Source organism: Amycolatopsis sp. WGS_07 (assembly GCF_045278895.1).
Lineage (GTDB): Bacteria > Actinomycetota > Actinomycetes > Mycobacteriales > Pseudonocardiaceae > Amycolatopsis.
The window spans coordinates 2,312,922-2,338,234 of record NZ_CP136053.1 but is presented as its reverse complement, the minus strand read 5'-3'; the positions used below and the strand labels follow the sequence as shown (position 1 = coordinate 2,338,234).

29 protein-coding genes are annotated in these 25,313 nt (G+C 69.1%); 18 read left to right on the top strand and 11 right to left on the bottom strand.

Translation table 11 applies throughout. The annotated features are described in order from the left end of the window. Window positions 1-84: 84 nt before the first annotated feature. From RPX00_RS10855 to RPX00_RS10820, 8 genes are all read left to right on the top strand, one after another. The gene (locus RPX00_RS10855; protein WP_020664158.1) at window positions 85-246 is read left to right on the top strand and encodes a DUF4177 domain-containing protein; all 162 of its coding nucleotides are present in this window, start codon (window positions 85-87) and stop codon (window positions 244-246) included. A 10-nt stretch (window positions 247-256) separates the two neighbouring features. Continuing rightward, window positions 257-712, top strand: coding sequence for a RidA family protein (locus tag RPX00_RS10850; RefSeq protein ID WP_116205785.1), 456 nt, complete (start codon window positions 257-259; stop codon window positions 710-712). Next, complete coding sequence (locus tag RPX00_RS10845) at window positions 712-1,341, top strand: hypothetical protein (protein ID WP_037808399.1); 630 nt, start codon at window positions 712-714, stop codon at window positions 1,339-1,341. The genes RPX00_RS10850 and RPX00_RS10845 overlap by 1 nt, the downstream gene beginning before the upstream one ends. A 38-nt stretch (window positions 1,342-1,379) precedes the next feature. Continuing rightward, entirely contained in the window at window positions 1,380-2,564 is a 1,185-nt protein-coding gene (locus RPX00_RS10840) for a hypothetical protein (RefSeq protein WP_406639389.1), read from the top strand. A 120-nt stretch (window positions 2,565-2,684) separates the two neighbouring features. Beyond that, entirely contained in the window at window positions 2,685-3,509 is an 825-nt protein-coding gene (locus tag RPX00_RS10835; protein ID WP_406639388.1) for an NUDIX hydrolase, read from the top strand. Beyond that, window positions 3,510-4,286, top strand: a complete 777-nt coding sequence (locus tag RPX00_RS10830) for an MBL fold metallo-hydrolase (RefSeq protein ID WP_406639387.1) — start codon at window positions 3,510-3,512, stop codon at window positions 4,284-4,286. Further along, entirely contained in the window at window positions 4,283-4,537 is a 255-nt protein-coding gene (locus tag RPX00_RS10825) for a glutaredoxin domain-containing protein (protein ID WP_406639386.1), read from the top strand. The genes RPX00_RS10830 and RPX00_RS10825 overlap by 4 nt, the downstream gene beginning before the upstream one ends. A 112-nt stretch (window positions 4,538-4,649) precedes the next feature. Continuing rightward, complete coding sequence (locus tag RPX00_RS10820) at window positions 4,650-5,126, top strand: SRPBCC domain-containing protein (RefSeq protein WP_406639385.1); 477 nt, start codon at window positions 4,650-4,652, stop codon at window positions 5,124-5,126. A 267-nt stretch (window positions 5,127-5,393) separates the two neighbouring features. On the opposite strand, the gene dnaN is transcribed toward RPX00_RS10820, so the two are convergent. Further along, window positions 5,394-6,467 carry a DNA polymerase III subunit beta gene (gene dnaN, locus RPX00_RS10815; RefSeq protein WP_406639383.1) on the bottom strand — a complete coding sequence of 358 codons (1,074 nt, stop codon included), beginning with the start codon at window positions 6,465-6,467 and terminating at the stop codon, window positions 5,394-5,396. Between the two features lie 67 nt (window positions 6,468-6,534). Further along, a complete protein-coding gene (locus RPX00_RS10810; protein WP_406639382.1) occupies window positions 6,535-7,791 on the bottom strand; it encodes an MFS transporter in 1,257 nt (418 codons plus the stop codon). Window positions 7,792-7,884: 93 nt separating this feature from the next. Here RPX00_RS10810 and RPX00_RS10805 point away from each other — a divergent pair, with 93 nt between their 5' ends. Further along, window positions 7,885-9,042: a glycosyltransferase gene (locus RPX00_RS10805; protein ID WP_406639381.1), complete on the top strand. Its 1,158-nt coding sequence runs from the start codon at window positions 7,885-7,887 to the stop codon at window positions 9,040-9,042. A gap of 411 nt (window positions 9,043-9,453) precedes the next feature. Here the strand turns inward: RPX00_RS10805 and RPX00_RS10800 are convergent, their stop codons facing one another. Together RPX00_RS10800 and RPX00_RS10795 are read right to left on the bottom strand one after the other, a co-directional pair. Next, window positions 9,454-10,128 carry a Crp/Fnr family transcriptional regulator gene (locus RPX00_RS10800; RefSeq protein ID WP_009084463.1) on the bottom strand — a complete coding sequence of 225 codons (675 nt, stop codon included), beginning with the start codon at window positions 10,126-10,128 and terminating at the stop codon, window positions 9,454-9,456. Between the two features lie 160 nt (window positions 10,129-10,288). After that, entirely contained in the window at window positions 10,289-10,540 is a 252-nt protein-coding gene (locus RPX00_RS10795; RefSeq protein WP_037369289.1) for a hypothetical protein, read from the bottom strand. Window positions 10,541-10,776: 236 nt separating this feature from the next. Between RPX00_RS10795 and nth the strand changes: the two genes are divergently transcribed. The 4 genes from nth to RPX00_RS10775 are packed head-to-tail and all read left to right on the top strand — an operon-like array spanning window position 10,777 to window position 13,964. Further along, window positions 10,777-11,460: an endonuclease III gene (gene nth, locus RPX00_RS10790; protein ID WP_406642860.1), complete on the top strand. Its 684-nt coding sequence runs from the start codon at window positions 10,777-10,779 to the stop codon at window positions 11,458-11,460. After that, a complete protein-coding gene (locus tag RPX00_RS10785; protein WP_406639380.1) occupies window positions 11,457-12,059 on the top strand; it encodes a TlpA family protein disulfide reductase in 603 nt (200 codons plus the stop codon). Before nth ends, RPX00_RS10785 begins: the two co-directional genes overlap by 4 nt. Continuing rightward, window positions 12,056-12,772, top strand: coding sequence for an NUDIX hydrolase (locus tag RPX00_RS10780; RefSeq protein ID WP_406639379.1), 717 nt, complete (start codon window positions 12,056-12,058; stop codon window positions 12,770-12,772). The genes RPX00_RS10785 and RPX00_RS10780 overlap by 4 nt, the downstream gene beginning before the upstream one ends. Window positions 12,773-12,779: 7 nt before the next feature. Next, window positions 12,780-13,964: a MarP family serine protease gene (locus RPX00_RS10775; RefSeq protein WP_406639378.1), complete on the top strand. Its 1,185-nt coding sequence runs from the start codon at window positions 12,780-12,782 to the stop codon at window positions 13,962-13,964. 163 nt (window positions 13,965-14,127) lie between these two features. Here RPX00_RS10775 and RPX00_RS10770 read toward each other — a convergent pair whose 3' ends face one another. The 3 genes from RPX00_RS10770 to nhaA are packed head-to-tail and all read right to left on the bottom strand — an operon-like array spanning window position 14,128 to window position 16,809. Further along, window positions 14,128-15,045 carry an alpha/beta fold hydrolase gene (locus RPX00_RS10770; RefSeq protein ID WP_406642858.1) on the bottom strand — a complete coding sequence of 306 codons (918 nt, stop codon included), beginning with the start codon at window positions 15,043-15,045 and terminating at the stop codon, window positions 14,128-14,130. 22 nt (window positions 15,046-15,067) lie between these two features. Further along, window positions 15,068-15,565 (bottom strand): phage holin family protein, encoded by a 498-nt coding sequence (locus tag RPX00_RS10765; RefSeq protein WP_406639377.1) that lies wholly within the window; start codon window positions 15,563-15,565, stop codon window positions 15,068-15,070. 59 nt (window positions 15,566-15,624) lie between these two features. Beyond that, window positions 15,625-16,809 carry a Na+/H+ antiporter NhaA gene (nhaA, locus tag RPX00_RS10760; RefSeq protein ID WP_406639376.1) on the bottom strand — a complete coding sequence of 395 codons (1,185 nt, stop codon included), beginning with the start codon at window positions 16,807-16,809 and terminating at the stop codon, window positions 15,625-15,627. Window positions 16,810-17,096: 287 nt separating this feature from the next. On the opposite strand from nhaA, the gene RPX00_RS10755 reads away from it, so the two are divergent. Next, on the top strand, window positions 17,097-18,554 hold the full coding sequence (locus tag RPX00_RS10755) for a peptide MFS transporter (RefSeq protein ID WP_406639375.1): 1,458 nt from the start codon (window positions 17,097-17,099) through the stop codon (window positions 18,552-18,554). Here the strand turns inward: RPX00_RS10755 and RPX00_RS10750 are convergent, their stop codons facing one another. Next, entirely contained in the window at window positions 18,555-19,277 is a 723-nt protein-coding gene (locus RPX00_RS10750; RefSeq protein ID WP_406639374.1) for a VIT family protein, read from the bottom strand. Window positions 19,278-19,397: 120 nt separating this feature from the next. Between RPX00_RS10750 and RPX00_RS10745 the strand changes: the two genes are divergently transcribed. After that, window positions 19,398-19,736 (top strand): cupin domain-containing protein, encoded by a 339-nt coding sequence (locus tag RPX00_RS10745; RefSeq protein ID WP_406639373.1) that lies wholly within the window; start codon window positions 19,398-19,400, stop codon window positions 19,734-19,736. A gap of 62 nt (window positions 19,737-19,798) precedes the next feature. Here the strand turns inward: RPX00_RS10745 and RPX00_RS10740 are convergent, their stop codons facing one another. From RPX00_RS10740 to RPX00_RS10730, 3 genes are all read right to left on the bottom strand, one after another. After that, window positions 19,799-20,314 (bottom strand): DUF6319 family protein, encoded by a 516-nt coding sequence (locus tag RPX00_RS10740; RefSeq protein WP_406639372.1) that lies wholly within the window; start codon window positions 20,312-20,314, stop codon window positions 19,799-19,801. Window positions 20,315-20,451: 137 nt separating this feature from the next. Further along, a complete protein-coding gene (acs, locus tag RPX00_RS10735; RefSeq protein ID WP_406639371.1) occupies window positions 20,452-22,431 on the bottom strand; it encodes an acetate--CoA ligase in 1,980 nt (659 codons plus the stop codon). A gap of 118 nt (window positions 22,432-22,549) precedes the next feature. Then, a complete protein-coding gene (locus RPX00_RS10730) occupies window positions 22,550-23,128 on the bottom strand; it encodes a GNAT family N-acetyltransferase (protein ID WP_406639370.1) in 579 nt (192 codons plus the stop codon). Between the two features lie 113 nt (window positions 23,129-23,241). Here RPX00_RS10730 and RPX00_RS10725 point away from each other — a divergent pair, with 113 nt between their 5' ends. The 3 genes from RPX00_RS10725 (at window position 23,242) to RPX00_RS10715 (ending at window position 25,297) form a co-directional block, all read left to right on the top strand. Then, the gene (locus RPX00_RS10725; RefSeq protein WP_116204936.1) at window positions 23,242-23,739 is read left to right on the top strand and encodes a phosphoribosyltransferase; all 498 of its coding nucleotides are present in this window, start codon (window positions 23,242-23,244) and stop codon (window positions 23,737-23,739) included. Further along, complete coding sequence (locus RPX00_RS10720) at window positions 23,736-24,458, top strand: oxidoreductase (RefSeq protein WP_406639369.1); 723 nt, start codon at window positions 23,736-23,738, stop codon at window positions 24,456-24,458. Before RPX00_RS10725 ends, RPX00_RS10720 begins: the two co-directional genes overlap by 4 nt. 89 nt (window positions 24,459-24,547) lie before the next feature. Continuing rightward, the gene (locus RPX00_RS10715; RefSeq protein ID WP_406639368.1) at window positions 24,548-25,297 is read left to right on the top strand and encodes a 3-hydroxybutyrate dehydrogenase; all 750 of its coding nucleotides are present in this window, start codon (window positions 24,548-24,550) and stop codon (window positions 25,295-25,297) included. The last annotated feature ends 16 nt before the right edge of the window (window positions 25,298-25,313 follow it).

Here is a 25,313-nt window from a genome sequence, read left to right as displayed (position 1 = left end):
GCCAGGCGCTCCCCTGGACGGGTGACGGGCTTTCGGCGGCGGCGGTCCGGAGGGGCCTTGCCCGCTTGGTTACGCTCCCGAGTCATGAGTGCGACCAAATGGGAGTACGCCACCGTCCCGTTGCTGATCCACGCGACGAAGCAGATCCTCGACCAGTGGGGCGAGGACGGCTGGGAGCTGGTGACCGTGCTGCCCAACCCGAGCGGCGAACAGCACGTCGCGTACCTGAAGCGGCCGAAGAGCTGAGGGGGCGGCGTTGACCTGGAGCGACCGGCTCGCCGAACTCGGTATCGAACTGCCCGGAGTCGCCGCACCGCTGGCCGCGTACGTGCCGGCCGTGCGCACCGGCTCGCACGTCTACACCTCCGGCCAGCTGCCCTTCGTCGACGGCGCGCTCGCCGCGACCGGGAAGGTCGGCGGCGAGGTCAGCCCGGAGGAAGCCAAGGGCCACGCCCGCACGGCGACGCTGAACGCGCTGGCCGCGGTGCACGCCCTCGTCGGCATTGACTCTGTTGTCCGGATTGTCAAGGTGGTCGGTTTCGTCGCCTCCGCGGAGGGCTTCACCGGCCAGCCCGCGGTCGTGAACGGGGCGTCCGAGCTGCTCGGCGAGATCTTCGGCGACGCCGGGGTGCACGCGCGGTCGGCGGTCGGCGTCGCGGAGCTGCCGATCGCGTCGCCGGTGGAAGTCGAACTGATCGTGGAGGTGGAGTGATGGACCCCGACATCGAACAGTCCCTGCACGAACTGCTGCTGCGGCTGGCGGGCCGCACGCCGGACCAGCTGTTGTGGCGGTTCCGCGACTGGCTCGGCGAAGGCGCGATGGGGACGCTCGCGCGGACCCTGCCAAGGTCTTTGCTCAAGCACAGGATCGATTTGGACCAGGCGGAGTACCGCCTGCTCGTGGCCGGTCTGATCCCGCACGGCGCCGACTGGCATCAGGTGAGTTCCACCCTGGGGGTAGACGACGTCACCGAGACCAGGTACACATTCACGCAGAGTGCGCCCGAATGGGTGAACTCCGTCGACTCTGTGTCCGTCTTGCTCCACGCGACGTTGCGTGGACGCGCGGATGTGGGGGAAGTACGGCAGAGCTGGCGGCGCCTCGGCGCTTCCGGCGAGGGCGGGGCGAAGCGAGTCCTGCTGGTGACGGCGACCGCGGGACAGCCCCGGCTCACCGGTGAACTGCAGCGGGTGCTGCGGGTCATGGGGGACGAGGAGCCCAGTGTCGAGGTCATCCCGCCGCGCTTCGACCTTCCCGGGTACCACCGGGCCGCGCTCGCCGAGTCCGAGCTGGTCTGCGTAGGCGCCGCGGGCGCCGGTCATCGACTTGTCGCCGCTTAACGCTCGTTGCCGCCAGGCGAGCTGGGAGGAGCAGAGCCATGGTGGAGGTTCACGACGGCCCGATGGACGGGTTCTCGGTGCCCCTGCGCCTGCATAACTTGTTGCTGGCCCTGGCGGGCCGCATCGACGACAGCGCGCTTACCGAAGCGCGGGAACTGATCGCCCGAGCCCACATCGACGAGGCGGTGGAACTCACCACCGGCACGCTGATCGCGGGCCGTATCGGGGTGAGCGAGGCCGAACAGCGCGAACTGGCGCTGGTGCTCGAGATGAGCCGTTCGGACGCGACCCTCGCGAACGACCTGCTGGTCACCGACCACGAGCCGATGCACACGCACCGGTTCACGGGCGACAACCAGCCCGAGTTCGGTCTTGCCGAGGCGCTCGACCGCACCCTGCAGGTGCTGCCCGACGTGCGTTCCGTGCACGCGGTGTGGCGCAACACCCCCGCGGGCAGCGTGCCGGGCGCGCTGCCGCAGCGGGTCGTGCTGGTCGAGCTGGGTCCCGAGGGCAACCCGCCCGCGGTCGCGTTCCGCGTCGACACCGCACTGCGCCGGGCGGGCATCCGCTCGGTCGTCGAGGTGAGCGGCCCGGGGATCCCGCAGTCGGACTATCACCAGGCCGCGGGTGCCGTCGCGAGCCCGGTGTGGGTCACCGGCAGCACCCATTCGGCCCCGGACTACCGGCCGGAACCGACGCCGCAGCGCAGCGCCCCGGCGTCCGCTCCGGCTCCGGTGCCCGAACCGGTTTCGGAAGCGCCGAGCCGCCACGGGCACCGCCAGCCCGAGCCGGAACCGGTGGCCGCCGCCGAGCCGGTGGTGCCGGTCGCGCCCGTGGTGCCGATCGTGCAGGCCGTGCCCGCACAGCCGGTCGCGATGCCGGAGCCCGCCGCCGAGCCCGCGGCCGCGGAACGGCCGCGGACAGCTGGGTCGGAGACGCGCGCCGAGCGCACGTCGGACCTGACGCCGTCCGAGGTGGCGCAGCTGCGTCGCGCGCTGGCCGAGGATCCGGAGAAGGGCCGTGAGATCGCCGCGGGCAAGCCGAGCATGCACGAGGTGGTCGAGCTGCCCGCGCTGGATCTGGACGACCCGAGCCTGTCCGAACGCGACCGCGCGCTGCTGCGCGAGCTGCACGAGGAGCTGGCCGAGCGCGAGCGTGCCGAGGCGGCCCGGTTGCGGCTCAACGGCGCGTCCCGTTCCGGCGGGGACCAGCACTGGTCCTGAGCCTGTTCGGTGAAGGGCCCTTCGCGGTGATCTCCGCGAGGGGCCCTTCGCTGTTTCTCCGGGTCGCGAGGTGACACAAGTAATCCGCGACGCGTACGGATTGCGAGGTATGTTGCCCGGGTGGAACGGCCGCGTGAATTCGTTTTCGACATCCCCGCCCGTCCTGGCATCGCGATCCGGGACAACGCGGATGGCCCGCCGGCGACCCCGAAGGACGCCGCCACGGTGATCCTGCTGCGGGACACTTCGGACGGCGTGGAGGTCTTCCTTCAGCACCGGGTGATGGGCATGGCGTTCGCCGGCGGGATGACTGTGTTTCCCGGCGGCGGGGTGGATCCGCGCGACGCCGACGCCTCCGTGGCGTGGGCCGGGCCGCCAGCGTCGTGGTGGGCCGAGCAGTTCACCTGCGACGAAAGCCTCGCCCGCGCGCTCGTGTGCGCCGCGGTTCGGGAGACCTTCGAGGAGTCCGGCGTGCTACTGGCCGGAACCGAGGACGCGGTGGTCGCCGACGTCGCGCCGTACCACGAAGCGCGAAAAGCCTTGGAATCACGGGAAATCTCGCTCGCGGGCTTCCTCGCCGACGCCGGGCTCACCTTGCGCGCGGACCTGTTGCACCCGTACGCGCACTGGGTTACGCCGCCGCAGGAACAGCGTCGCTACGACACCCGGTTCTTTGTCGCGAAGCTCCCCGAAGGCCAGCGTGCGGACGGCGCGACGTCCGAAGCGGCCGCCGCCGGTTGGCAACCGCCCGCCGAAGCAGTCGCGGACGCGCGCGAAGGCCGTCGCACGCTGATGCCGCCGACCTGGCTGACCCTCGTCGAACTCGCCGAGTTTTCCGACGCCGACGCGGTGCTCGCTGAGCCGCGCGAGATCGTTAAGACGGTGCCGACCCTTGTCCGGGACGGCGAAAACATCCGCGTTGTCCTCGATACTTCGGAGTCCTGAGTGACCGCTCCCGCTTACGGCGTGCTGCGCCGCGTTTCCGAGACCGCGTCGGTGCTGTTGGAGAACAACCCGTCCACGATGACGTTGGAGGGCACCAACACCTGGGTACTGCGCGCCCCCGACGCCGCGGCCTCGGTTGTCGTCGACCCCGGCTACCACGACCTGGACCACCTGGAAAAACTCGCCGCGGTCGGTCCGGTCGAGCTGATCCTGCTGACCCACCACCACCCGGATCACGCCGAAGGCGCTCCGTGGTTCGCGTCCAAAACGGACGCCCCGGTACGAGCCTTCGACGCCTCCCTCTGCATCGGCGCCGAGCCTTTCGCCGACGGGGAAGTCCTTACCGCGGGTGGCTTGGACTTCCACGTTCTGCACACGCCCGGCCACACCGACGATTCGGTGTCGCTGCTGGTAGCGGGCCAGATCCTGACCGGAGACACGATCCTCGGCCGAGGCACCACGGTCCTGCACGACCTCGGTGATTACCTGCGCTCGCTGCGCAAACTGATCGACCTGCCCGCGGGCACCCCCGGCCTGCCCGGCCACGGCCCGGAACTGCCCGATCTGCCCGCGACCGCGCGGGAGTACTTGGCGCATCGGGAACAGCGCCTGGATCAGGTGCGTTCCGCCTTGCGAACGCTCGGCGAAGACGCGACGCCGCGACAGGTGGTCGAGGTTGTCTACGCCGACGTCGACCGCGCGCTGTGGGCTCCCGCCGAGGCGAGCGTGCGAGCGCAATTGGACTACCTACGGGCTTCTTCGGAGGACGGACAATGAGCAACGTCGAGGTCGAGTTCTACTGGCGGCCAGGCTGTGGCTTCTGCTCGGCACTGCGCAGGCCGCTGAGGGAAAGCGGCCTGCCGGTCCGGGAAATCAACATCTGGGAAGAACCCGGAGCAGCCGAACGAGTCCGCGCGGTAGCGAACGGCAACGAGACGGTGCCGACGGTGATCATCGGCTCGACCGCACTGGTCAACCCGACGTTCGACGAGGTCAAGGCCGCGGTGGCGGCGGAGACGGCTGCCTGAGCCCGCACCCCGGCTGGCTCCGGACCATTCACTCTGGTGGGGCTACTCGCCGGGCTTGCTTGGCTCGATACTGCCCACTTGTTCGCTTCAGAATCCGATACTGGAGGAACTTGTGGGCGACTCTTCTCCCGAGGACATCCTGATCGAGCTCGAGGTGCCGGGAACGCAGGACCAGGTCTGGGCAGCGGTGGCCAGCGCGGCTGAGCTGAGGTCGTGGCTCGCCGAGGACGCGCGGGTCGGAACCGCCGCCGGCGAACCCTTCGAACTGTTCTGGGATCCCGGCAACCGCGAGGTGAACAGCACCATCGGATGCCGGATCGTCGAATGGGCACAACCGAGCAGGTTGACCATCGAATGGAAGGGCCCGGTGCAGTTCGCGTCCGTCATGAACGGCTCGCCAGTGCCTACCTGGGTCAGCATCGACCTTCGAGCAGGCAGCGGGAACAACACGATCCTGCGCCTGCGGCACGGCGGCTGGCGGTCCGGGGAAACCTGGCAGCAGGCCAGAACCTGGCATGAAAGGGTCTGGGACAACGCGCTCAAGCAGCTACAGCTCCACGTCGGCGACTCCGCAACCCCTCGACGGTGAGCAGCGACCCGATCGCCATGGTGAAAGCCGGATCACCGCGCAGCCCGTGCCGACGCTGAAGGTCGAACAGCTCCATCGCGAACCGGGTGAGCTGGGAATGCCCGGCCGTCGCTCCGTCGGCCTCGTCAAGGATGAGGTCCAGCTGAGCCGCCGTGATGTCCGTGATCCAAGCTCTGCAATCTGACTATAAGGACAGAAAACGATAGCAATGGAAGGCAAGGGCGCGGTCGGTCTCGCCAGGTTCCAGCCAGCCTCCGGGCTCGCCGGTCAGCGAGGCAGCATCGGCATCAGGTAGTACCGCAATCCCACCTCCCGTCCGTCCTCGTCCGCTGGGGTCAGGACGCACGCTCGCAACCCCGGTTGAATCGCCATCCGGATCCGTTCTCCGGAGAACGGGGCTAGTGCGTCCAGGAGGTACCGGGCCTGGAAGGACGGCGACGTGCGGCCGCCGCAAACGTTTGCCTTCAGGTGTTCCTCCGCTTCGCCGGTGTCTTGCCTCGCGCTGGCCAGGCGGAGGTGCGCATCGCCGACTTCCAGGGTCAGGACCCGGCGGTCCTCGGAGTAGACGCCGACTCGTCGGATGGCGGCGGCCAGTTCGTCGGCGCCCAGTTCGACCTCGGTGTCGACCGCGTCGGACGGGATCGCGTCCGAGGAGAGGAAGCCCGCGTCCAGGACTGCCGTGGTGACGGTGCCGCCGGGCCAGCTCAGGGCGAAGTGGCTCGTGTCGGCGTGCAGTCCCATGGCACCGGAGCCGTGGCGGGCGGCTTCGGTCAGCAAGGTGGCTGGGACTAGGACGTCGATGGGCTCCCGGACCTCCCGCAGCGGCAAACGGGCTACGGCCATCCGGTAACGGTCCGAGGCGGTCAGGCATAGCTCGTCGCCGAGGGACTGCACGCGTACGCCGGTGAAGACCGGCAGTGGATCGTCCTTTGCCGCGGTGCCGGCGACGGTGCGCAGGGCGGTGGCGAGCGCTGCTCCGTCTACTTTGGACAGCAGGGGTGGCGGTTCGGGATCCAGGTGCAGGTCGCGGTCCAGCAGGGGCAGGGCGAAGCGGGCATTGTCCGTGCGGATCGCGAGGCGGGTTCCTTCGACGGCTAGCCGGACCTGGTCGACGTCCAGCATGCGGACCGTTTCGGCGAAGGGCGCGGCTGGCACCACGACCTCGCCGTCGAGGTGGGTGGTCGCTGGGCAGGAGAACTGGACGGCCAGGTCGCGGTCTTTGCCGGACACCACGAGGCCGTCCGCCCTTGCTCGCAGTCGCAGCCGGGCTTGCCGCGACAGGAGCCGGGCCGCGGCGGTCGCGACGGCGGCCAGCGGCCGCACGAAGGAAGTGAGATCCATGCCACGCAAAGTAGCGGCGACCACCGACAAAAACGGCGCAGAAGCCGTTGAGCTGCGGAGATGCGGTCTAGCTGGCTGCGCCGACGAGGGCGTCATCGACCACCGGCGAAGCGGCCCGCACGGTCCCGCGCAGCAGCCACACCACGACGGCCAACGCGACCCCGGCGACCCCAGCGGCTGCGAACGCCGCACCGGTGCCGGAGTGTTCGACCAGGTAACCACTCACCGACTGCCCGGCCGCGAGCCCCAGCGTGACCGCTGTAAGCACCCAGCCGAACGCCTCAGCCGCAGTGCCGCGCGGCGCGACGACCTCGATCGCCGCGGAATGCGTCGTGGACTGGGGCGTGATCATCGCGCCGGCCAGCAGCATCAGCAAGGCCAGCGCCCACAGGCTCGACGGAAGGGCAAGCAGCGCAACGAAAGCCCCGAAACCGCCCAGCAGGACCGGCAGGCGCAGGCTGAGCCGCCGCGGCCACGGGTGCAGGCTGTAGGCCACGCCGAACGCCACCGAACTCAACGACCAAGCGGACAACAGCAGACCGCTCAGCGAGGGATGGCCGGATTCCGTTGCGGCGGCCGGAACCGCGACCTCCACGAACCCGATCACCATGCCGAAACCGAGCGCGGCCAACGCGAGCGTGCGCATTCCGGGGCTGGCGAGCGCGCCGAGCAGTGGCGTTTTCGCCTTCGGCGCCGGACCCCACGCGCGCACGGTCGGGTTCAGCGCGAACAGCACCGCTCCGGTGACCATGGTGGCCGTGCCGATGACCATGCCGGTGCCCGGCCACGGCGCGGTAATCAGCAGGCCCGCGATACCGGGGCCGAGGATGAAGAAGACCTCCATGCTGATCGCCTCGTAGGACAACGCGGCATTGCGCGCTGGCCCTTCCGGCAGGATTTTCGTCCACAGCGCCCGCGAAGCGGAGCCGACCATCGGCTCCGAAAGGCCAGTGAGAGCAGCCAGCGGGATCAGCACGTACGTCGGCAGATGCGCCTCGATCGCGAGCGCGAGCGCAGCCATCGACAGCGCGAGCACGGCGGCGACGACCAGCAGCGGACGGCTGGGGCCGAACCGGTCGATCAGCCTGCCCTGCACGACCGCGCCCACCGAAACCCCGGCGAGCGAACTCGCCGAAACCAGCCCGGCCACGGCGAACGAACCCGTTTCGCGCTGCACGTAGAGCAGCGCCGAAATGCCGATCATCGCGATCGGGAGCCGGGCGAGGATCGACGCGATCGCCGGGCCGCGCGAGCCGGGGGCGGTCAGCGCGGAGCGGTAGTCGGCGAGCGTGGTGCGGCCTTCGGAGTGGGCAGACTGGGACACGCGTACGAGTATGGCGAAATTGGTACGGAGGTACCAGTAATTTTCCCGGTCATCTTGGTCACGCCCGATCGGGTCAGTCAGTACGCTCGCGCGATGCGGCTGATGTTCTCCTCCGGGGCCGGGTACAGCCATATCGCGCCGATGCTGCCGCTTGCGCGGGCCGCGCGAGCCGCCGGTGCCGAGGTCGCGTTCGTGACCGGTCCGGAAGCCATGGGGCACTTGGAAAACACTGGTCTGCAAGCCGTGTCGGTAGGGCGGCCGAGCGACCCCGCCGCCGCGGCCGCGATGTGGCAGCGGGCCCGCGAGGAGATGGCCGGGATGACCGCGGACGAGCGGCTCTCCCATCTGGTCGCCGAGTACATGGTCGGCCTCGGCGCGGCCGCGCGGCTCGACGACATGGTCGAGTTCGTCCGCGACTGGCGGCCGGATCTCGTCGTCGCCAACCTCGCCGAACGCGCTGCCGTGATGGCCGCTTGCCTGGTCGGCGTGCCGTACGCGATGCACGCGATCGGCCCGCCGAAGTCCGCCGCGACGATGGCGCGGGCCTGGGAAGTCGCCGACGGTCTGGTCCGCGAGCGCGGCCTCGACGGGCTGCCGCCGCGCGACGCCGTGCCGTACCTGGACTTCTGGCCGGAGGGATTGCGCCCGGCCGGCGTCGCCTGGGAGTACCCGACCCGCTGGCCGCTCCAGCCGGCCGGAGTGGTGCCGGAACCAGGTCCCCGGGCGAAAGTGCTCGACGGCCTGCCGTACGACCGGACCGTCTACGTCACCCTCGGCACCACCCACAACGCCAGCCCTGGAGTGCTGGAAAGCATGGTCGCCGCGCTGCGCGACGAGCCGGTGAACGTCGTGGCGACGATCGGCCGGGACGGCGACGTCAGCCGGTTCGGCGAGCAACCGGACCACGTGCGGATCGAGCAGTTCGTGCCGCAGACGCAGCTGCTGCCGGCGGTCGACGCGGTGGTTTGCCATGGCGGCTCTGCGACCGTGCTGGGCGCGCTCGCGCACGGCGTGCCGCTGGTGGTCTCGCCGTTGGCGTCTGATCATTTCGAGGTCGCCGCGCAGGTCAAGGCCGCGGAAGCGGGGATCGCGGTTGACTCCGGGGAGGGAATTCGAGACGCGGTTCAGGCCGTGCTCACCGACCCCAGGTACCGGGAGTCCGCCGGGTCCCTCGCCGCCCAGATCGCCGAGCAGCCCGCCCCCGCCGCGGTGGTTGCGCGGTTGCCCGACCTCAAGGTCTCGATCCGGTAACACCAGCTGGATTCCGCGTGAACAAGTGCAACGAAGACGCACTCATGGCGTCCTTGAGGGTGAATGGCCTTGAATTCGTGGGTATTGGCCATGATGGTTGAACGACAGCCCGTTCAGGGCTGGACAGCACTGCAGCACCCAGCTCCCTCCGGCATATGGGTCGGGGCCTGGTCCGGAGGGCGGGGAGCGCGGATCGTCGGGGGATGATCCGTGCGCAGGCGAGGAGCCGGTGCGCCACGTCGGGGGTGGCGCCCGGCTCCTTGTCATTTTCCTGGCAATCCGGGCCGAAACGGGCGGCGACACGGTGCGGCCGCGGAATGCCGCTCGTGTGGGGGATCAACGCACGAAGGCCACCTCCAGTAGGAGGTGGCCTTCGAAAAACCCGCGCGGATTAACCCACTCGGGGGAAGATCAGCGAGCGCGGCGAGCCAGCCGCTCCGGGTCGAGGATCAGCACGCTCTTGCCCTCGAGCCGCAGCCAGCCGCGGTGGGCGAAGTCGGCCAGCGCCTTGTTGACGGTCTCGCGGGACGCGCCGACGTACTGGGCGATCTCTTCCTGCGTCAGGTCGTGCGTGACCCGCAGCAGGCCAGCCTCCTGGCTGCCGAAGCGCTGCGCCAGCTGCAGCAGCGCGCGCGCCACGCGGCCGGGCACGTCGGTGAAGATCAGCTCCGCGACCATGTTGTTCGTGCGGCGCAGGCGGCGCGCGACGACGCGCAGCAGCTGCTCGGCGATCTCCGGGCGAGTGGCGATCCACTGCCGCAGCGCCGGGCGGTCCATGGTGACCGCGCGAACCTCGGTGACCGTGGTGGCGCCGGACGTGCGCGGGCCCGGGTCGAAGATGGACAGTTCGCCGAACATGTCCGACGGACCGGCGATCCACAGCAGGTTCTCGCGGCCGTCCGGGGACTTGCGGCCGATCTTCACCTTGCCGGACTGGATGATGTACAGCCGGTCGCCCGGCTCGCCCTCGTTGAAGATGACATGGCCGCGGGGGAACTCCACGGATTCCAAGGTCTGGGCCAGCGCCTCCGCCGCAGCCGGCTCCACACCCTGGAAAATGCCCGCACGGGCCAGGGTTTCGTCCACCTCGGGTGCCTCCTCGTCGAGAAACGATCACTTCCTTCGCAGGTCGAAGGCAGTGTCGCCGATCACTTTCGCGTCAGTCTAGGGCGTGTCGGGCAGATCGCTCGTCGGCTCGCCGCGCACGGCACGGCCCGCCTGGAACGATCACGTCCGACTGAGGAGCCTAACTCCGCACCTTGCGGGCCCGTAGCCTGGCTGCCCGTCCGCCGAGCCTGCGGAGCCGGAACAGCTCCAGCGCGCGGCCGATTCCGTGCCCGTACAGGGCCCTGACCTCGTTGGGCTGTGCCTGCTCGAGGAATTCCTCGACCTCGTTCTCCTGCACCGCGACGTGCTTGAGCCGGCTTTCGACCCGCTCCATGAACAACGCGAAGAACATGATCACCAGCGGGACAAGGATCACGAACCACACGGTCATGCCACACCTCCGCGGTTGTCGGTGACGCACTCAGACATGGACTCCAGATCCTCGCTCGGGGCGGACCCTCGGCCCGCAGAGGTGGTCCTCTGGCGGCTCGGGCGTCCACCGGCGGATGCTCCCGACCGGCTCGTCCGACTCGCCCGTAGGCTATCGGGGTGCCCTCTGTTGTCCCGAACGGGCCCCGCACGGACCGCGGCGAAAGCCGGCTCGCGCTCGTGAGACGCGCCCGGCGGATGAAACGTTGCCTCGATCAGGTTTATCCGGACGCCAAAGCCGAGCTGGACTTCACGAATCCGCTGGAACTGCTGGTCGCGGTGGTGTTGTCGGCGCAGACCACGGACGTGCGGGTGAACCTGGTCACGCCCGCTTTGTTCGCGAGGTACCGCACGGCGGCCGATTACGCCGGAGCCGACCGCGCCGAACTCGAGGAATACCTGCGTACGACTGGGTTTTTCCGGGCGAAAGCGAATTCGCTGCTTGGTCTCGGCGCGGCGCTCGTGGAGCGCTACGGCGGCGAGGTGCCGAACAAGCTGGACGACCTCGTCACGCTGCCCGGTGTCGGCCGCAAAACCGCGAATGTCGTGCTCGGCAACGCTTTTGACGTGCCGGGAATCACAGTGGACACCCACTTCGGCCGCCTCGTGCGGCGCTGGGGCTGGACCGCGGAAGAGGATCCGGTCAAGGTCGAGCACGCGGTCGGCGAGCTGATCCCGCGGAAAGAGTGGACGATGCTGTCCCACCGCGTGATTTTCCACGGCAGGCGCGTGTGCCACGCCCGGAAACCGGCCTGCGGCGCGTGCCCGCTGCGCAAGGACTGCCCGTCGTTCGGCGCCGGGCCCACCGAGTTCGAAGTGGCCGCGAAGCTGGTCAAAGGCCCGGAAAAGGACCACATCCTCGAGCTGGCGGCGCGCGGGTGACCGCAGTCACCAAATGGGCGCTCGGGGTCGCGGTGCTGGCGGTGGCCGCGCTGGTCGCGGTGCTGACGCTCCGCGGCGGCGGTTCGAACTCCGCGCCCCCCGCGTCCGGTGACCTCACTGCCGCGCGAGCGGCGGCGAAGCTGCAGCCTTGCCCGCCTGCTTCGGCGAAGGAGGTCGGCCAGCTGTCCGGGATCGAGGCGGACTGTCTTGGCGATGGGTCCCGTGTGGACGTTGGCAAGGTTTTCGGCGGCGGCCCGGTGCTGGTCAACGTGTGGGCGTCCTGGTGCCAGCCGTGCCGGACGGAGCTGCCGGTGCTGCAGCGGTATGCCGCTGAGCCGGGTGCGGTGCGCGTGGTCGGCGTGCAGGTCGCGAGCCCGGCCGCGGACGGGCTGGGCCTGTTCGCGCGGCTCGGCGTGCACCTGCCGTCGCTGTACGACGGCGACGGACAGACCGGTCCCATCCGCACCGCGCTCAAGGTGCCCTCGTCCTTGCCCGCGTCGTACCTGGTCACCGCGGACGGCCAGGTCCGGTTCATCGCGAGCCCGCGGTTGTTCGACAACACTGACCAGGTGCGCGCTGCTGTGAAGGACTACTCATGACCACCGGACCGCTCGTCGACCCCGAAGCCGTGCCGGAGTGGCTGCGGCCGCTGGTGAAGGTGTCCGGCGAGGTCGACAGCCGCACGTTCACCCGGTTCAGCCCGCCGGAAGACCTGCTCACGAGGGCCGCGGCGGTGCTGATCCTGTTCGGCGAACGGCCTGGCGGGGACGGTCCGGACGTCCTGCTGCAGCGGCGCGCGGACACGCTCGGCTCGCACGCCGGGCAGGTCTCGTTCCCCGGCGGCGGCGCGGAGGACGGCGACGACGGCCCGGTCGGCACGGCGTTGCGCGAGGCCGAGGAGGAGACCGGCGTCGATCCGTCGGGCATCCTGCCGGTCGCGGTGCTGCCGGAGCTGTTCGTGCCGGTGTCGAGGTTCGCGGTCACGCCGGTGCTGGCGCACTGGCACACCCCGTCGCCGGTCCGCGCGGTCGATCCGGCCGAGACGGCGGCGGTCGCGCGCGTCTCGCTCGCCGACCTCGCCGACCCGGCCAACCGGTTCACCGTGCGCCGCGGCGACGCATCGTGGCGGGGGCCGGCGTTCACCGTCGACGGCCTGTTCGTGTGGGGTTTCACCGCCGGTCTGCTGTCCGTGCTGCTGTCGCTCGGCGGCTGGGAACGGGCGTGGGACACCGGCGACGTGCGCGAGCTTGACGTAGCGTGGGCCGAACATCAGGGCCGGTTGGCGGCCCGGGACGGCACTATCGAGGAGTGACGGCGCGGTGAACTGGGTCGATGTCGTCGTCCTGCTGCTCGCGGTCATGGCGGCGGTTTCCGGTGCGTTCCAGGGCGTGATCGTCGCGCTGCCCGCACTGGTGGGAGTGGCGCTGGGCGCGGTGGCCGGGGTGAAGCTGGCCCCGTTCGTGATCAGCCTCTTCGACAGCCCGGTCGCGAAGGTCGCGTTCGCGTTCGCCGTGGTCGTGTTCCTGATCGTGCTCGGCGAGACGCTCGGGGTGTGGGTCGGGCGGAAGCTGCGGCAGAAGATCAATCCGGACAAGCTTTCCGGCATCGACAAGACGCTCGGCGCGATCCTGCAGGCGGCGGCGGTGTTCGTGGTCGCGTGGCTGGTCGCCAATCCGCTCACGACGGTGTCCGCGATTCCCGGGCTGGCGAAATCGATCAACTCGTCGGTGGTGCTGGGCAAAGTCAACGACCTGATGCCCGCGGAGGCGCAGGGGCTGCCGAGCGATCTGCGGAAACTGCTGGACGCGTCTGGGTTCCCGTCCGCGCTTTCGCCGTTCGAGAAGGCTCCTTCGGTGGATACGCCGCCACCGGATACTTCGCTCAATGTGTCCGCGGTGGCCAAGCGGGTGCATTCGAGTGTGGTGAAGATTCGCGGGAACGCGCCGTCTTGTTCTCGGGCGCTTGAGGGTAGTGGGTTTGTGGTCGCGCCGCAGCGGGTGATGACTAACGCGCACGTGGTTGCTGGGACCGAAGAGGTCGGTATTGAGTCGACCTCGGGGGATTATCGGGCTCGGGTGGTGTATTTCAACCCTGAGGTCGATGTGGCGGTGTTGGCGGTGCCTGGGCTGCGGGCGCCGGTGTTGCCGTTTGCTCCGGAGACCGCGAAGGCTGGGGATAACGCGGTGGTGTTGGGGTATCCGTTGGATGGGCCTTATACCGCTACTCCGGCTCGGGTGCGGGGGCGGATTAATTTGCGTGGGCCGGATATTTATGACGCTAATACTGTGCAGCGGGATGTTTTTACTATTCGGGGGACTGTGCGGAGCGGGAATTCTGGGGGGCCGATGATTACTCCGGAGGGGGAGGTTATCGGGGTGGTGTTCGGGGCCGCGGTGGAGGATCCGGAGACTGGGTTCACGTTGACGGCGGATCAGGTTCGGGCTGAGGTGGAGGCTGCTCCTTCTCAGGCTGATCGGGTTGGTACTGGGGCTTGTGCTAATTGAGCCCGGCGGTGAGCACCCCGAAGCCCAATTGTGCTGACGGTCGGTGGGTGCTTGTCAAGGCGGGAAAGATGCCTTGACAAGCACCCACCGACCGCAGGGCGGCTTCGTATCGGGGTGCGGGGGAGGGCTGGGTGCACCGATGGTTGGGTGCGTTCGATGCGGTTTAGCGGACGAAGTCCACAACGGACTTGGTGACCCTGTCCGGGTCCTCCAGGTGCGGGAAATGGCCGATGCCGGGCCAGATCTTGGGTTCGCTGTGTGGGCCTGCCCAGTGCACTGACGCTCGTGCGGTTTCCGGGAGGATGCAGGTGTCGTCGGCGCCGTGTAGTTGCAGTACGGGGGCGGCGATGCGGGCGCTGACGGCGTCGGTGAAGCGCCTGCCTTCGCCGCGGAACTGGGCTCGGAAGGCCCAGCGGTAGTACTCCAGTGCGGAGTGTGCGACGCCGGGGACGAGCATCGCCTGGCGGAACGACGGGATCGTCTCGGCGAAGTCCGAAGAGGATCGCCAGGGTTCGCCGGACCATTTGGCGAACAGTTCTTCTACTGCCGCCGCGTTGTCGCGGACCAGCCATTTCTCCGGGGCCATCGGTACCTGGAAGCGGAAAAGGTGGCCGGCCGCGCGGATCTGGCTGCTCGTGCGCTTCACCGCGGACTTGAACGCGAGGGGATGCGCGGCACCGATCGCGGTCACGGAGGACACCAGTCGCGGATGCAACGCCGCGACTGTCCAGGCGAGCATGCCGCCCCAGGCGTGGCCGACTAGGTGTGCCCGGCGGGCGCCTAGTGCTTTGATCAGGCCGCCTACGTCGCCGGCCAGGGTCCACGCGTCGTAGCCGCGTGGAGGTTTATCTGAGTCGCCGTAGCCGCGCAGATCTACCGCTACCGCGCGGAAACCGGCGTCCGCCAAAGCGGGCAGCTGGTGTCGCCAGGTCCACCAGAAACCGGCGAACCCGTGCAGGAGCAGCACTAACGGGCCCTCGCCGCGCTCGGCGACGTGCAGGCGGATGCCGTTGGCAGAGACGTCCCGATGCGTCCACGGCCCGTCGACCCGCACGCTCGACGGGTCTGGCGTCAGCTCCACCACTGCGGCGCGAGGGCTGACGTCAGCCCTGCGTCGACGGCAGGTCGTCGTCTTCGGCCTGCTTGCGCTTGAACGCCTCGGCCGTCTCCTTGACGCTGCTGATGGTGCGTTCCGGCGCGCGCAGCTTCTTCACCTTGCGCCAGCCGAGGAACGCGGTCGCGCCCGTGGTGACCAGCATCAGGCCGAACACCGTCGCGAACGCGGGCCAGCGGATGCCCCACCAGTCCGACAGGCCCTCGGCGATCAGCAGGAACAGGAAGAAGGTGCTGTACAGAAAGACGGTGAGGGCGACCAGGAAGAAGACGGTCCCCTTGAGCGCCTTCTTCGCTTCCTGCGCCAGCTCGGCCTTCGCCAGCTCGATCTCGGCGCGGACCAGCGTCGACAGGTGCTGGGTGGCGTCGCCGACGAGCTTGCCGATGGACTGTTCGCTCGCCGCGGCTTCCTCGTCGCTGGACAGGGGCAGGTACGGCACGGCCCCCACGCCGTCGGGGCTGGTGCGCTCGTGTTTGGGGCTGCTCACTGGGTCATCGTGCCACGTGGCCGTTCCCCGGGCGCGACGGACTGGCGGGAGTGTCGGGATCAGGCCGCGTTCGCGTGTACTCGGCTGCGCCGCAAGAGCAGCAGAGCCGCCGCCAGCGAGGCGATCGCCGACGCGATCAGGACCGCCGCCTTGGCCACTTCAGCGGCTTCGGCGGGCAGCGCGAGTTCGGCGATCAGGAGGCTGACGGTGAACCCGACGCCGCCGAGCACGGACAGCGCCGCGACGTCTCGCCAGCTCATCCCGCTGGGCTTTTCCGCCACGTGCAGCTTCACCGCCAGCAGGCTCGCGCCGAAGATGCCGACGAACTTCCCGACGACCAGTCCGAAGAGGACAGCCAGCGGCAACGCGGTGGTGAAGACCGTCGACAGCGCGTCGGCGTTCACCGAGATTCCCGCGGCGAACAAGGCGAACAGCGGCACCGCGACCGCGGCTGACCAGGGCTGCAACCGGTGCTCGAGCCGGACCGCGGGCGATTCTTCCTCACCCTCGTCCTCGCGGACGCGCGTGAGCAGCCCGAGCGCGACGCCGGCGATCGTCGCGTGGATGCCCGCCGAATGCACCGCGACCCAGGTGATCAAGGCGATCGGCACGTACAGCCACGGCGTGCGGACGCGTTTGTGCTGCAGGAAGGCGTAGAGCCCGAGCGCGACCACCGCGACCGCCGCCGCGATCAGGTTGAAACTGCTGGTGAAGAGGATCGCGATGACGAGGATCGCGCCGAGGTCGTCCACCACGGCAAGGGAAAGCAGGAACACCCGCGCGCTGCTGGGCAGGTTCGAGGCGGTCAGCGCGAGCACGCCGAGCGCGAACGCGATGTCCGTGGCCACCGGGATCGCCCACGCCTGGTCGACCTCCGGCGTGCCCCAGGCGATCGAGAGCGCGAGCACCGCGGGCACGACCATCCCGCCGATCGCGGCGATCACCGGGAGCACGGCCTGGCGCCACCGCGACAGCTCGCCGACCACCAGTTCCCGTTTGAGTTCAAGCCCGGCGACGAAGAAGAACAGCGCGAGCAGCCCGTCCTTGGCCCAGTCGCCGAGGGTGAGGTTGAGGTGCAGGAACTCCGGGCCGAGCCGGAAGTCGCGCAGCGCCTCGTACGCGGGCGCGAGCGGCGAGTTGGCCCAGACCAGGGCGACCGCGGTGGCGGCGAGCAGGATCAGCCCGCCGGTGGTTTCCGTGCGGAGGAAACGGGCGAATTCGGCGACGGCGCGGGCTGGGGTCACGAACAACTCCTTGTGGGGACGGCGGCTCTCCCGCCGACCAGACTTCCCGGCACACCGATGTCCAGTTTACCGTCCGCAGTCGCCGATTACCGGCCGTTGTGACGAACGGCAAGCCGCGGCTGCCCGATGACGCTCGCACCGCCGCGCGTTGAGCGCAAACGCAGGTCAGCCCATCGCGGGACTCAAGTTGTCTAGTCCATACTGGCGCCGGTTTTTCGTTCACCTGTTCGCCTTCTAGCATGCGAGGAGAGAACGACAATGATGTTGAATACAGGGACGAGGCAGTAGTGAGCACCCCTATCGACGCCCAGCACGACACCAGATTCTTCGGGCACCCGCGGGGGTTGGCCAACCTCTTCGGCGTGGAGATGTGGGAGCGCTTCTCCTTCTACGGGATGCAGGGCATCCTCGCCATCTACCTCTACTACCAGGCCGACAAGGGCGGTTTGGGGATCGACCAGAGCGCCGCGCTCGGCATCGTCGGCGCGTACGGCGGCACGGTTTACCTCGCCACGGTCGTCGGCGCGTGGATCGCCGACCGGCTCCTCGGCTCTGAACGGACGTTGTTCTACAGCGCTGTCGTGGTGATGATCGGGCACATCGCGCTGGCGGTGCTGCCCGGGCTGACCGGCGTTGGTGTTGGTCTCGCGTGCGTCGCGCTCGGGTCCGGCGGGCTCAAGGGCAACGCGACCTCGGTCGTCGGCACGCTGTACGCCGAGGGCGACGAGCGACGCGACGCCGGGTTCACGATCTTCTACATGGGCGTCAACCTCGGCGGGTTCATCGGCCCGCTGCTGACCGGGCTCGCCCAGCAGAACGGCGGATTCCACCTCGGTTTCGGCCTCGCCGCGATCGGCATGGCGCTCGGCCTGATCCAGTACTCGATCGGGCGGAAGAACCTCGGCGCGAAGGCGTCCGAGGTCCCGAATCCGCTGCCCGCCTCGCAGCGCGCGCTCGTGATCGGCGTCGCCGTGGTGATCATCGCCGCGATCGTCGCGCTGATCATGTCCGGCGTGGTCACCCCGGACAACCTCGCCGACGTCGTGGTCTACGTGGTCATCGCGATCTCGGTGGTGTACTTCGTGACGATCCTCGCCAGCAAGAAGATCACCTCGGACGAGCGCAGCCGGGTGCTGTCGTTCATCCCGATGTACATCGCGAGCGCCGCGTTCTGGTCGCTGTACCAGCAGCAGTCGACGGTGGTCGCGGTCTACAGCGACCAGCGGCTCGACCGCGACCTGTTCGGCTGGACGATGCCGGTGTCCTGGGTCAACTCGATCAACCCGGTGTTCATCATCGTGTTCGCGCCGGTGGTCGCCGCGATCTGGACGAAGCTCGGCCCGAAGCAGCCGTCGACGCCGATGAAGTTCGTGCTCGGCACCGTGTTCATGGGCATCGCGTTCCTGCTGTTCCTGCCGATGGCGCACACCGGCGAGAACGGCAGCCCGCTGATCGCGCTGGCCGGCATCCTGCTGGTGTTCACGATCGCCGAGCTGATGCTGTCGCCGGTCGGGCTTTCGCTGTCGACGAAGCTCGCGCCGGAAGCGTTCCGCACGCAGATGGTGGCGCTGAACTTCCTGTCGGTGTCACTGGGCACGGCGATGTCGGGCAAGCTCGCCCAGTCCTACGACCCGCACGACGAGGTGCCGTACTTCAGCATCATCGGCGGCGTCGCGGTCGCGGTCGGGCTGGTGCTGTTCGCGTTGATTCCGGTGATCCGCCGCCTGATGCGCGGCGTGCACTAGCTAGCCGACGGTGGTGCCGAAAAGCACCCCGACGAAGTAAGTGACGAGCATGGTGAGGGCGCCGACGCCGACGTTGCGGACGATCGCGCGCCCCACCTGCGCGTTGCCGAGCCGCGCGCTCACGAAACCGGTGAGCGTGAGGCCGACGACCACCGCCAGCGCGCATGCCCAGACCCGGACGCTGACCGACGTCCAGGCGATCGCCAGCAACGGCAGCAGCGCGCCGACGGAGAACGCCAGCAGCGACGCCCACGCCGCCTGCCACGGGCTGGTCAGGTTGTCCGGGTCGATGCCCAGTTCGGCCTCCGCGTGCGCCTGCAGCGGGTCTTTTTCGGTCAGCTCGCGCGCGACCTGCTTCGCCAGCTCCGGGGACAAGCCCTTGTCCTCGTAGAGCTGCGCGAGTTCGCGTTCCTCGGCCTCCGGCATCGTTTTCAGTTCGTGCTTCTCGAGCCGCAGCAGCGCGCGTTCGGTGTCTCGCTGAGTGCTCACGCTCACGTATTCCCCGCCGGCCATGGAAAACGCGCCGGCGACGAGCCCGGCAATTCCGGCGGTGAGGATCGCGGTGCTGTCGGTGGTGGCTCCCGCGACCCCCACGACGATGCCCGCGACCGACACGATCCCGTCGTTCGCCCCGAGAACCCCGGCACGCAGCCAGTTCAGCTTGCCGCCGACGTCCTCGTGCGGTTCGTGTGCGTGCACTGCGTCGCCCATCGTTTCGGTCACGTCTTAAGTGAATCACGGAAATTGTTTCCGCGCGACATTTTCCCGCAGCACTGAATTCGGTTAAGAAAGGCAATCCTCAATGAATTGTGCCTTGCCTGACCTGGCGAATAGGCTGCCGGGATGGAGCAGGAGTGGCGGACGTTGTCGGTAGTGGAAGGGCAGCCGTTGCGCGGCGGCACCGGGCTGATCCGCGAGCGGGCGCGCGCCGAGCACGGGCTCGCGTACGAGATCCGTTATCCGGCGGGCGTCGCGTCGGCTGAGCACAGCCACGACCACGACAGCATCGTGCACCTGCTGGAAGGGCGGCTGCGCGGCACGGTCGACGGAGTCTGGGCCGAACTCGGGCCGGGCGACGTCGTGGTGCATCCGCGCGGGGTGCGCCATCACGTCGAAGCGCTCACCGACAGCCGCTGGATCGAGTTCAAGGCCCCGCTGCCGGGGCGGTCGCCGGTGGGCTGAAACGACGAACGCCCGGGTCCGGCGCCACAGTGGACGCCGGACCCGGGCGAACCGGGTCTAGCTCAGTTGTCGAGTTCGGCCAGCGCCGCCTTGGCGGCTTCCAGCTCGGCCTCCAGCTGCGCGACCTTCGCGGCCTGCGCCTCACGGGCGGCGTTGATGACCTCGTCGATCGGGCCGGACAGGTCGTCGTGCAGTTCCTTCGCCGCCCGCGACACCGCCGCGGCCGGGACTGCCAGGCCCTTCGCCACCCACTTGGCACCGTTCTTCAGCTCGGCCTGCCACTCGCCGTCCGCCGTGCCGGTGACGGTCAGCGTCAGCTCCACCGTGCGCGTCTTCTTCGCCGTCGACGCCGCGGCCTTCGGGCGGCCGCGCTTCGGCTTCGGCGATTCGACGGCCGGGGTCTCTTCAGACTCCGACGCGGGCTTCGGGGCGTCCGAAGCCGTCTCCGCGGGAGCGGCAGTGGACTCGGCGGACTCGGCGACTTCCGGGGTCTCCGGGGTGCCGGCGGCCTGCGGCGCTGACGCCGCCGCCGTCTCGGCCGCAGTGTCCTCGTCGTGCGTCAAGGCTTCCACGGACATTCGTGTCGTCTCCTTGCCCGGATCTGGGTTGGGTACGCGGGCATCTTAGAACATGCGTTCGATGCCCGCACTTTCAGGGGATCAATGCAGGAAGGGACCCTCCCAGCCGGGAGAGCCCCTTCCTGACGGTGAAGAACTTACTCCTCCTTGCCGGAGTTCAGTCCGGAGGAGATGAGGTCCATGACCGACGAGTCGGCGAGCGTGGTGACGTCGCCGATCTGGCGGTTCTCCGCGACGTCGCGCAGCAGCCGGCGCATGATCTTGCCCGAGCGGGTCTTCGGCAGCTCGGCCACGACCATGATCTGCCGCGGCTTCGCGATCGGCCCGATCTCCTTGGCGACGTGGTTGCGCAGCTCCTGCACCGCCGCGTCTCCGCCGTTCCCGGCGTTGCCGCGCAGGATCACGAACGCGACGATGCCCTGTCCGGTGGTCGGGTCGGTCGCGCCGACGACCGCGGCCTCGGCGACCGTCGGATGCGACACGAGCGCGGACTCGACCTCGGTGGTGGAGATCCGGTGGCCGGACACGTTCATCACGTCGTCCACGCGGCCGAGCAGCCAGATGTCGCCGTCGTCGTCGTACTTCGCGCCGTCGCCGGCGAAGTAGTAGCCCTGCTCGGAGAAGCGGGACCAGTAGGTGTCGCGGAAGCGCTCGTCGTCGCCCCACACGCCGCGCAGCATCGACGGCCACGGCTTGTCCAGCACCAGGTATCCGCCGCCGCCGTGCGGGACCTCGGTGCCGGTGTCGTCCACGACCTTCGCCGAGATGCCCGGCAGCGCGCGCTGCGCGGAACCCGGCTTGGCGGTGGTGACGCCGGGCAGCGGCGAGATCATGATCGCGCCGGTTTCGGTCTGCCACCACGTGTCCACGATGGGCGTCTTGTTCGCGCCGATCTTCTCGCGGTACCAGATCCAGGCCTCGGGGTTGATCGGCTCGCCCACGCTGCCCAGCACCCGCAGCGACGACAGGTCGTACTTCGCCGGGATGTCCTCGCCCCACTTCATGAAGGTGCGGATCAGCGTCGGCGCGGTGTAGTAGATCGAGACCTTGTACTTCTGGATGATCTCCCAGTGCCGTCCCTCGTGCGGCGTGTTCGGCGTGCCTTCGTAAACCACCTGGGTCACGCGGTTCGCCAGCGGGCCGTACACGATGTACGAGTGCCCGGTGATCCAGCCGATGTCGGCGGTGCACCAGTAGACGTCTTCGCCCGGCTTGTGGTCGAACACGACGTTGTGGGTGTACGCGGTCTGGGTCAGGTAGCCGCCGGAGGTGTGCAAGATGCCCTTCGGCTTACCCGTGGTGCCCGACGTGTAGAGGATGAACAGCGGGTGCTCGGAATCGAACGCTTCCGGCTTGTGCTCAGCGGACTGGCTGTCGACCAGTTCGTGCCACCACAGGTCGCGGCCCTCGGTCCACGGCGTCTCGCCCTCGAGGTCGCTGCCGGTGCGCTTGACGACGATGACCTTCTGCACGGTTTCCGCGCCCTGCAAGGCTTCGTCGACGTTCGCCTTCATCGGCGCGGCCTTGCCCCGGCGGTACTGACCGTCCGAAGTGATCACGATCTTCGCCGCCGCGTCGTCCACCCGCGCGCGCAGCGCGGTCGGCGAGAAGCCGCCGAACACCACGCTGTGCAGAGCGCCGATCCGCGCGCACGCGAGCATCGCGAAGATCGCCTCGGGCACCATCTGCAGCTGGATCGCCACGACATCCCCGGCGACCACGCCCAGCGACGACAGCGCGTTCGCGGCCTTCGAGACCTCGTCCTTCAGTTGCGCGTAGGTGATGTCGCGCGTGTCGCCCGGTTCGCCGACCCAGTGGATCGCGACCTGGTCCCCGTGGCCGGACTCGACGTGCCGGTCCACGCAGTTGTACGCGACGTTCAGCTTCCCGCCGACGAACCACTTCGCGAACGGCGCATTGGTCCAGTCCAGTACCTGGGACCACTTGGTGTCCCACGTCAGCCGCTCGGCCTGTCCGGCCCAGAACTGCTCCCGGTCAGCGTCCGCCGTCGCGTACAAATCCGCCTTCGCGTTCGCCTGATCAGCGAACTCGGCGCTGGGCGGAAACGTACGGCTCTCCGTGAGCAGGTTGTCCAACGCTGGGGACTGCTCGGTCATGGTGCAAAGCCTCCTGTAGTGCGAACCCGCGGCGCAGGGAACGCTAGCGACGTTAGTCCGCCTACGACAAGGTTGCAGCCACGTTGCGCGCACAGCGCCAAGCGAAGTGCGGCGAGGCTCAGCCGAGGCGGGCGAGCAGCCGGGCGCGGGCGCCCGGCCACTCGGCGTCCGTCATCGAGTAGAGCACCGTGTCGCGGGTCGTGCCGTCCGGACGGATCCGGTGCGCCCGCAGCACACCCTCGCGCAGCGCGCCGAGCCGTTCGATCGCGCGTTGCGAACGGAGGTTGCGGATGTCGGTTTCCCACGCGACGCGGTGTGCTCCCCAGTCCTCGAAGGCGTTGCGCAGCAGAAGGAATTTGGCCTCGGTGTTGAGCGCGGTGCGCTGGAAGTCCGCGCCGATCCAGGTGTGCCCGATCGACAGGATCCGGTGTTTCGCTACTACCTGGTAATAAGAGGTGGTGCCCGCGACGCGGCCGGACGCGAGGTCGATCTGCGCCCACGCGCGGCGGTCAGGGTCGGCGAGCGCGTCCTTGACCATCGTCTCGGCTTCGCCGAGGTCGGCGGGCTGGCGGACGCTCAGCCAGGGCCAGATGGCCGGGTCGGCTCCGGCCTCGAGCAGGCCGGCCGCGTGGCCGGTGGAAAGGGGTTCGAGCCGTACGTGGCGGCCGGACAGAATGGGGTGCTCGCTCCAGGTCACGGGCTCACGCTACGGCGGCAAGTGGCAGCGTCGAAGTACCATTTCCCGATCATTTCAGCAGTCCACTTTCCGGCCGCTTATGCTCCCAGGACCACCTGAGAAAGAGAGCGCGCATGGCCGAGGAGCGAGAAAACCTCACCTGGGAGTTGTTCGGTTCGGCGAGCCGCGAACTGGCGCAGGAGGTGGCCGCGGACGGGTTCGTCCCCGACCTCATCCTCTCCATCGCACGCGGCGGGCTGTTCGTCGCCGGCGCGCTCGGGTACGCGCTCGACGTGAAGAACCTGCACGTGATGAACGTCGAGTTCTACACCGGGGTCGACCAGCGGCTGGACCTTCCGGTCATGCTGCCGCCGGTGCCCAACGTGGTGGATCTCACACACAAGAAGGTGCTGGTCGCCGACGACGTCGCGGACACCGGGGCGACGCTCAAGCTCGTCCGGGACTTCTGCGCCGACCACGTCGCGGACGTGCGCTGCGCGGTGGTGTACGAGAAGCCCGCTTCGACGGTGAAGTGCGAGTACGTGTGGAAGCGGACCGACCGGTGGATCAACTTCCCGTGGTCGGTGCTGCCGCCCGTGGTGGAGCGCGCGGGGCAGGTGCTTGACGCATGAGTGATCCGCTGAAGCCGTTGCTGGAGCTGGACGGCGTCGCCGCGGCGGCGAAGGCGGCGCAGGACGCCGTGTTCGCCGTGCACCGATTGCCCGCGAATCTTCGCGGTGGTGCGGAAACCGCGGCTGAGGCTTCGGTCCGGGCAGCGCGGGCTTCGGCCGGGATCGACGGCGCCAACCCGGAACTGCCCGAGGACGGGTCGGTGACGGACCCGCTGCTCGCCGGGGCGTTGCGGGCGGCGGAAAAACTGGAGTCGCTGCTGCCGACGTGGCGGCGGGCTCCGTTGCAGGCGTTGGCGCGGCTGCATTTGCTGGCCGCGTCCGATGTGGTCACTGATCCGGATCAGCTCGGCAGGCCGCAGCGCGGGGGCGAGCGGCTGGAGTTGCTGGCTCAGCTGGTCACCGGCGCGACCTCGGTGCCTGGGCCGGTGCTCACCGCGGTGGTGCACGGCGAGTTGCTGGCGCTGGCCCCGTTCGGTTCGGCGGACGGGGTGGTCGCTCGCGCGGCGGCTCGGCTGTCGATGGTCGCCACCGGGCTGGACCCGAAGGCGTTGACGGTGCCCGAGGTCGCGTATTTTCGGCGGGTTCCCCGGTACGTCGAGCTGGCGGAGGGATTCGCCGCCGGGACTCCGGACGGCGTGCGCGAGTGGCTGCTCTTCTGCTGTGAGGCCTTTGAAACCGGGGCGAACGAGGCGCGGAGCATCTCGTCGGCCGCTGGCTGACAGGTGTGGCCTGACCACATCACCGGGCGGCACTCTGTAGTGGATTGAGCCATGGTCGCCCTGGTCGGAGCGACTTACTGTTTCCGGCCATGACCAGTGACAGTTCCCTCGCCGGACGCACGGTGCTGGTGACCGGCGGCGGCAGCGGCATCGGGCTGGCTTGCGTGCGGGCGTTCGGTGCCGCTGGGGCGAAGGTGCACGTGGTGGACGTCGCCGGGGCGGAGGCGGCGGCCGCCGAGGTCGGCGGGCAGGCGCACGAGGTGGATCTGACCGATCCGGCGGCGCTGGAGACGCTCCCCGCGGACGTCGACGTGCTCGTCAACAACGCGGGCGTTCAGCACGTGGCCCCGCTGCCGGAGTTTCCGCCGGAGCGGTTCACTTTTATCCAGTCGTTGATGGTGACCGCGCCGTTTCTGTTGATCCGCCGGTGCTTGCCCGCGATGTACGCGCGCGGCTGGGGACGGATCGTGAACATGTCCAGCGTGCACGGCGTGCGGGCGAGTCCGTACAAAGCCGCCTACGTCACCGCGAAGCACGCGCTTGAGGGTCTGTCCAAAGTGGTCGCTCTCGAAGCCGCTGAGCACGGCGTGACCAGCAACTGCGTGAACCCTGGCTATGTCCGCACCCCGCTCGTCACCGGCCAGATCGAGGCGCAGGCGGCCGAACACGGGGTGCCGCCGGACGAAGTACTGGAGCAGGTTCTGCTGCGCCGGGCCGCGATCAAGCGGCTGATCGAACCCGAGGACGTCGCCGATCTCGTGGTGTGGCTGTGCGGCGAGTCCGCCGGGCACGTCACCGGCGCGTCGCTTCCCGTTGACGGCGGCTGGACCGCTGGCTGAATCCCCTTTCCCCACA

What these genes read in the sequence shown, in the direction of transcription:
- RPX00_RS10855 (WP_020664158.1), top strand. Translation starts at nt 85, where the DNA reads ATGAGTGCGACCAAATGGGAGTACGCCACCGTCCCGTTGCTGATCCAC.
- RPX00_RS10845 (WP_037808399.1), top strand. Translation starts at nt 712, where the DNA reads ATGGACCCCGACATCGAACAGTCCCTGCACGAACTGCTGCTGCGGCTG.
- RPX00_RS10840 (WP_406639389.1), top strand. Translation starts at nt 1,380, where the DNA reads ATGGTGGAGGTTCACGACGGCCCGATGGACGGGTTCTCGGTGCCCCTG.
- RPX00_RS10825 (WP_406639386.1), top strand. Translation starts at nt 4,283, where the DNA reads ATGAGCAACGTCGAGGTCGAGTTCTACTGGCGGCCAGGCTGTGGCTTC.
- dnaN (WP_406639383.1), bottom strand. Translation starts at nt 6,467, where the DNA reads ATGGATCTCACTTCCTTCGTGCGGCCGCTGGCCGCCGTCGCGACCGCC.
- RPX00_RS10805 (WP_406639381.1), top strand. Translation starts at nt 7,885, where the DNA reads ATGCGGCTGATGTTCTCCTCCGGGGCCGGGTACAGCCATATCGCGCCG.
- RPX00_RS10795 (WP_037369289.1), bottom strand. Translation starts at nt 10,540, where the DNA reads ATGACCGTGTGGTTCGTGATCCTTGTCCCGCTGGTGATCATGTTCTTC.
- nth (WP_406642860.1), top strand. Translation starts at nt 10,777, where the DNA reads ATGAAACGTTGCCTCGATCAGGTTTATCCGGACGCCAAAGCCGAGCTG.
- RPX00_RS10780 (WP_406639379.1), top strand. Translation starts at nt 12,056, where the DNA reads ATGACCACCGGACCGCTCGTCGACCCCGAAGCCGTGCCGGAGTGGCTG.
- RPX00_RS10745 (WP_406639373.1), top strand. Translation starts at nt 19,398, where the DNA reads ATGGAGCAGGAGTGGCGGACGTTGTCGGTAGTGGAAGGGCAGCCGTTG.
- RPX00_RS10740 (WP_406639372.1), bottom strand. Translation starts at nt 20,314, where the DNA reads ATGTCCGTGGAAGCCTTGACGCACGACGAGGACACTGCGGCCGAGACG.
- acs (WP_406639371.1), bottom strand. Translation starts at nt 22,431, where the DNA reads ATGACCGAGCAGTCCCCAGCGTTGGACAACCTGCTCACGGAGAGCCGT.
- RPX00_RS10725 (WP_116204936.1), top strand. Translation starts at nt 23,242, where the DNA reads ATGGCCGAGGAGCGAGAAAACCTCACCTGGGAGTTGTTCGGTTCGGCG.
- RPX00_RS10720 (WP_406639369.1), top strand. Translation starts at nt 23,736, where the DNA reads ATGAGTGATCCGCTGAAGCCGTTGCTGGAGCTGGACGGCGTCGCCGCG.
- RPX00_RS10715 (WP_406639368.1), top strand. Translation starts at nt 24,548, where the DNA reads ATGACCAGTGACAGTTCCCTCGCCGGACGCACGGTGCTGGTGACCGGC.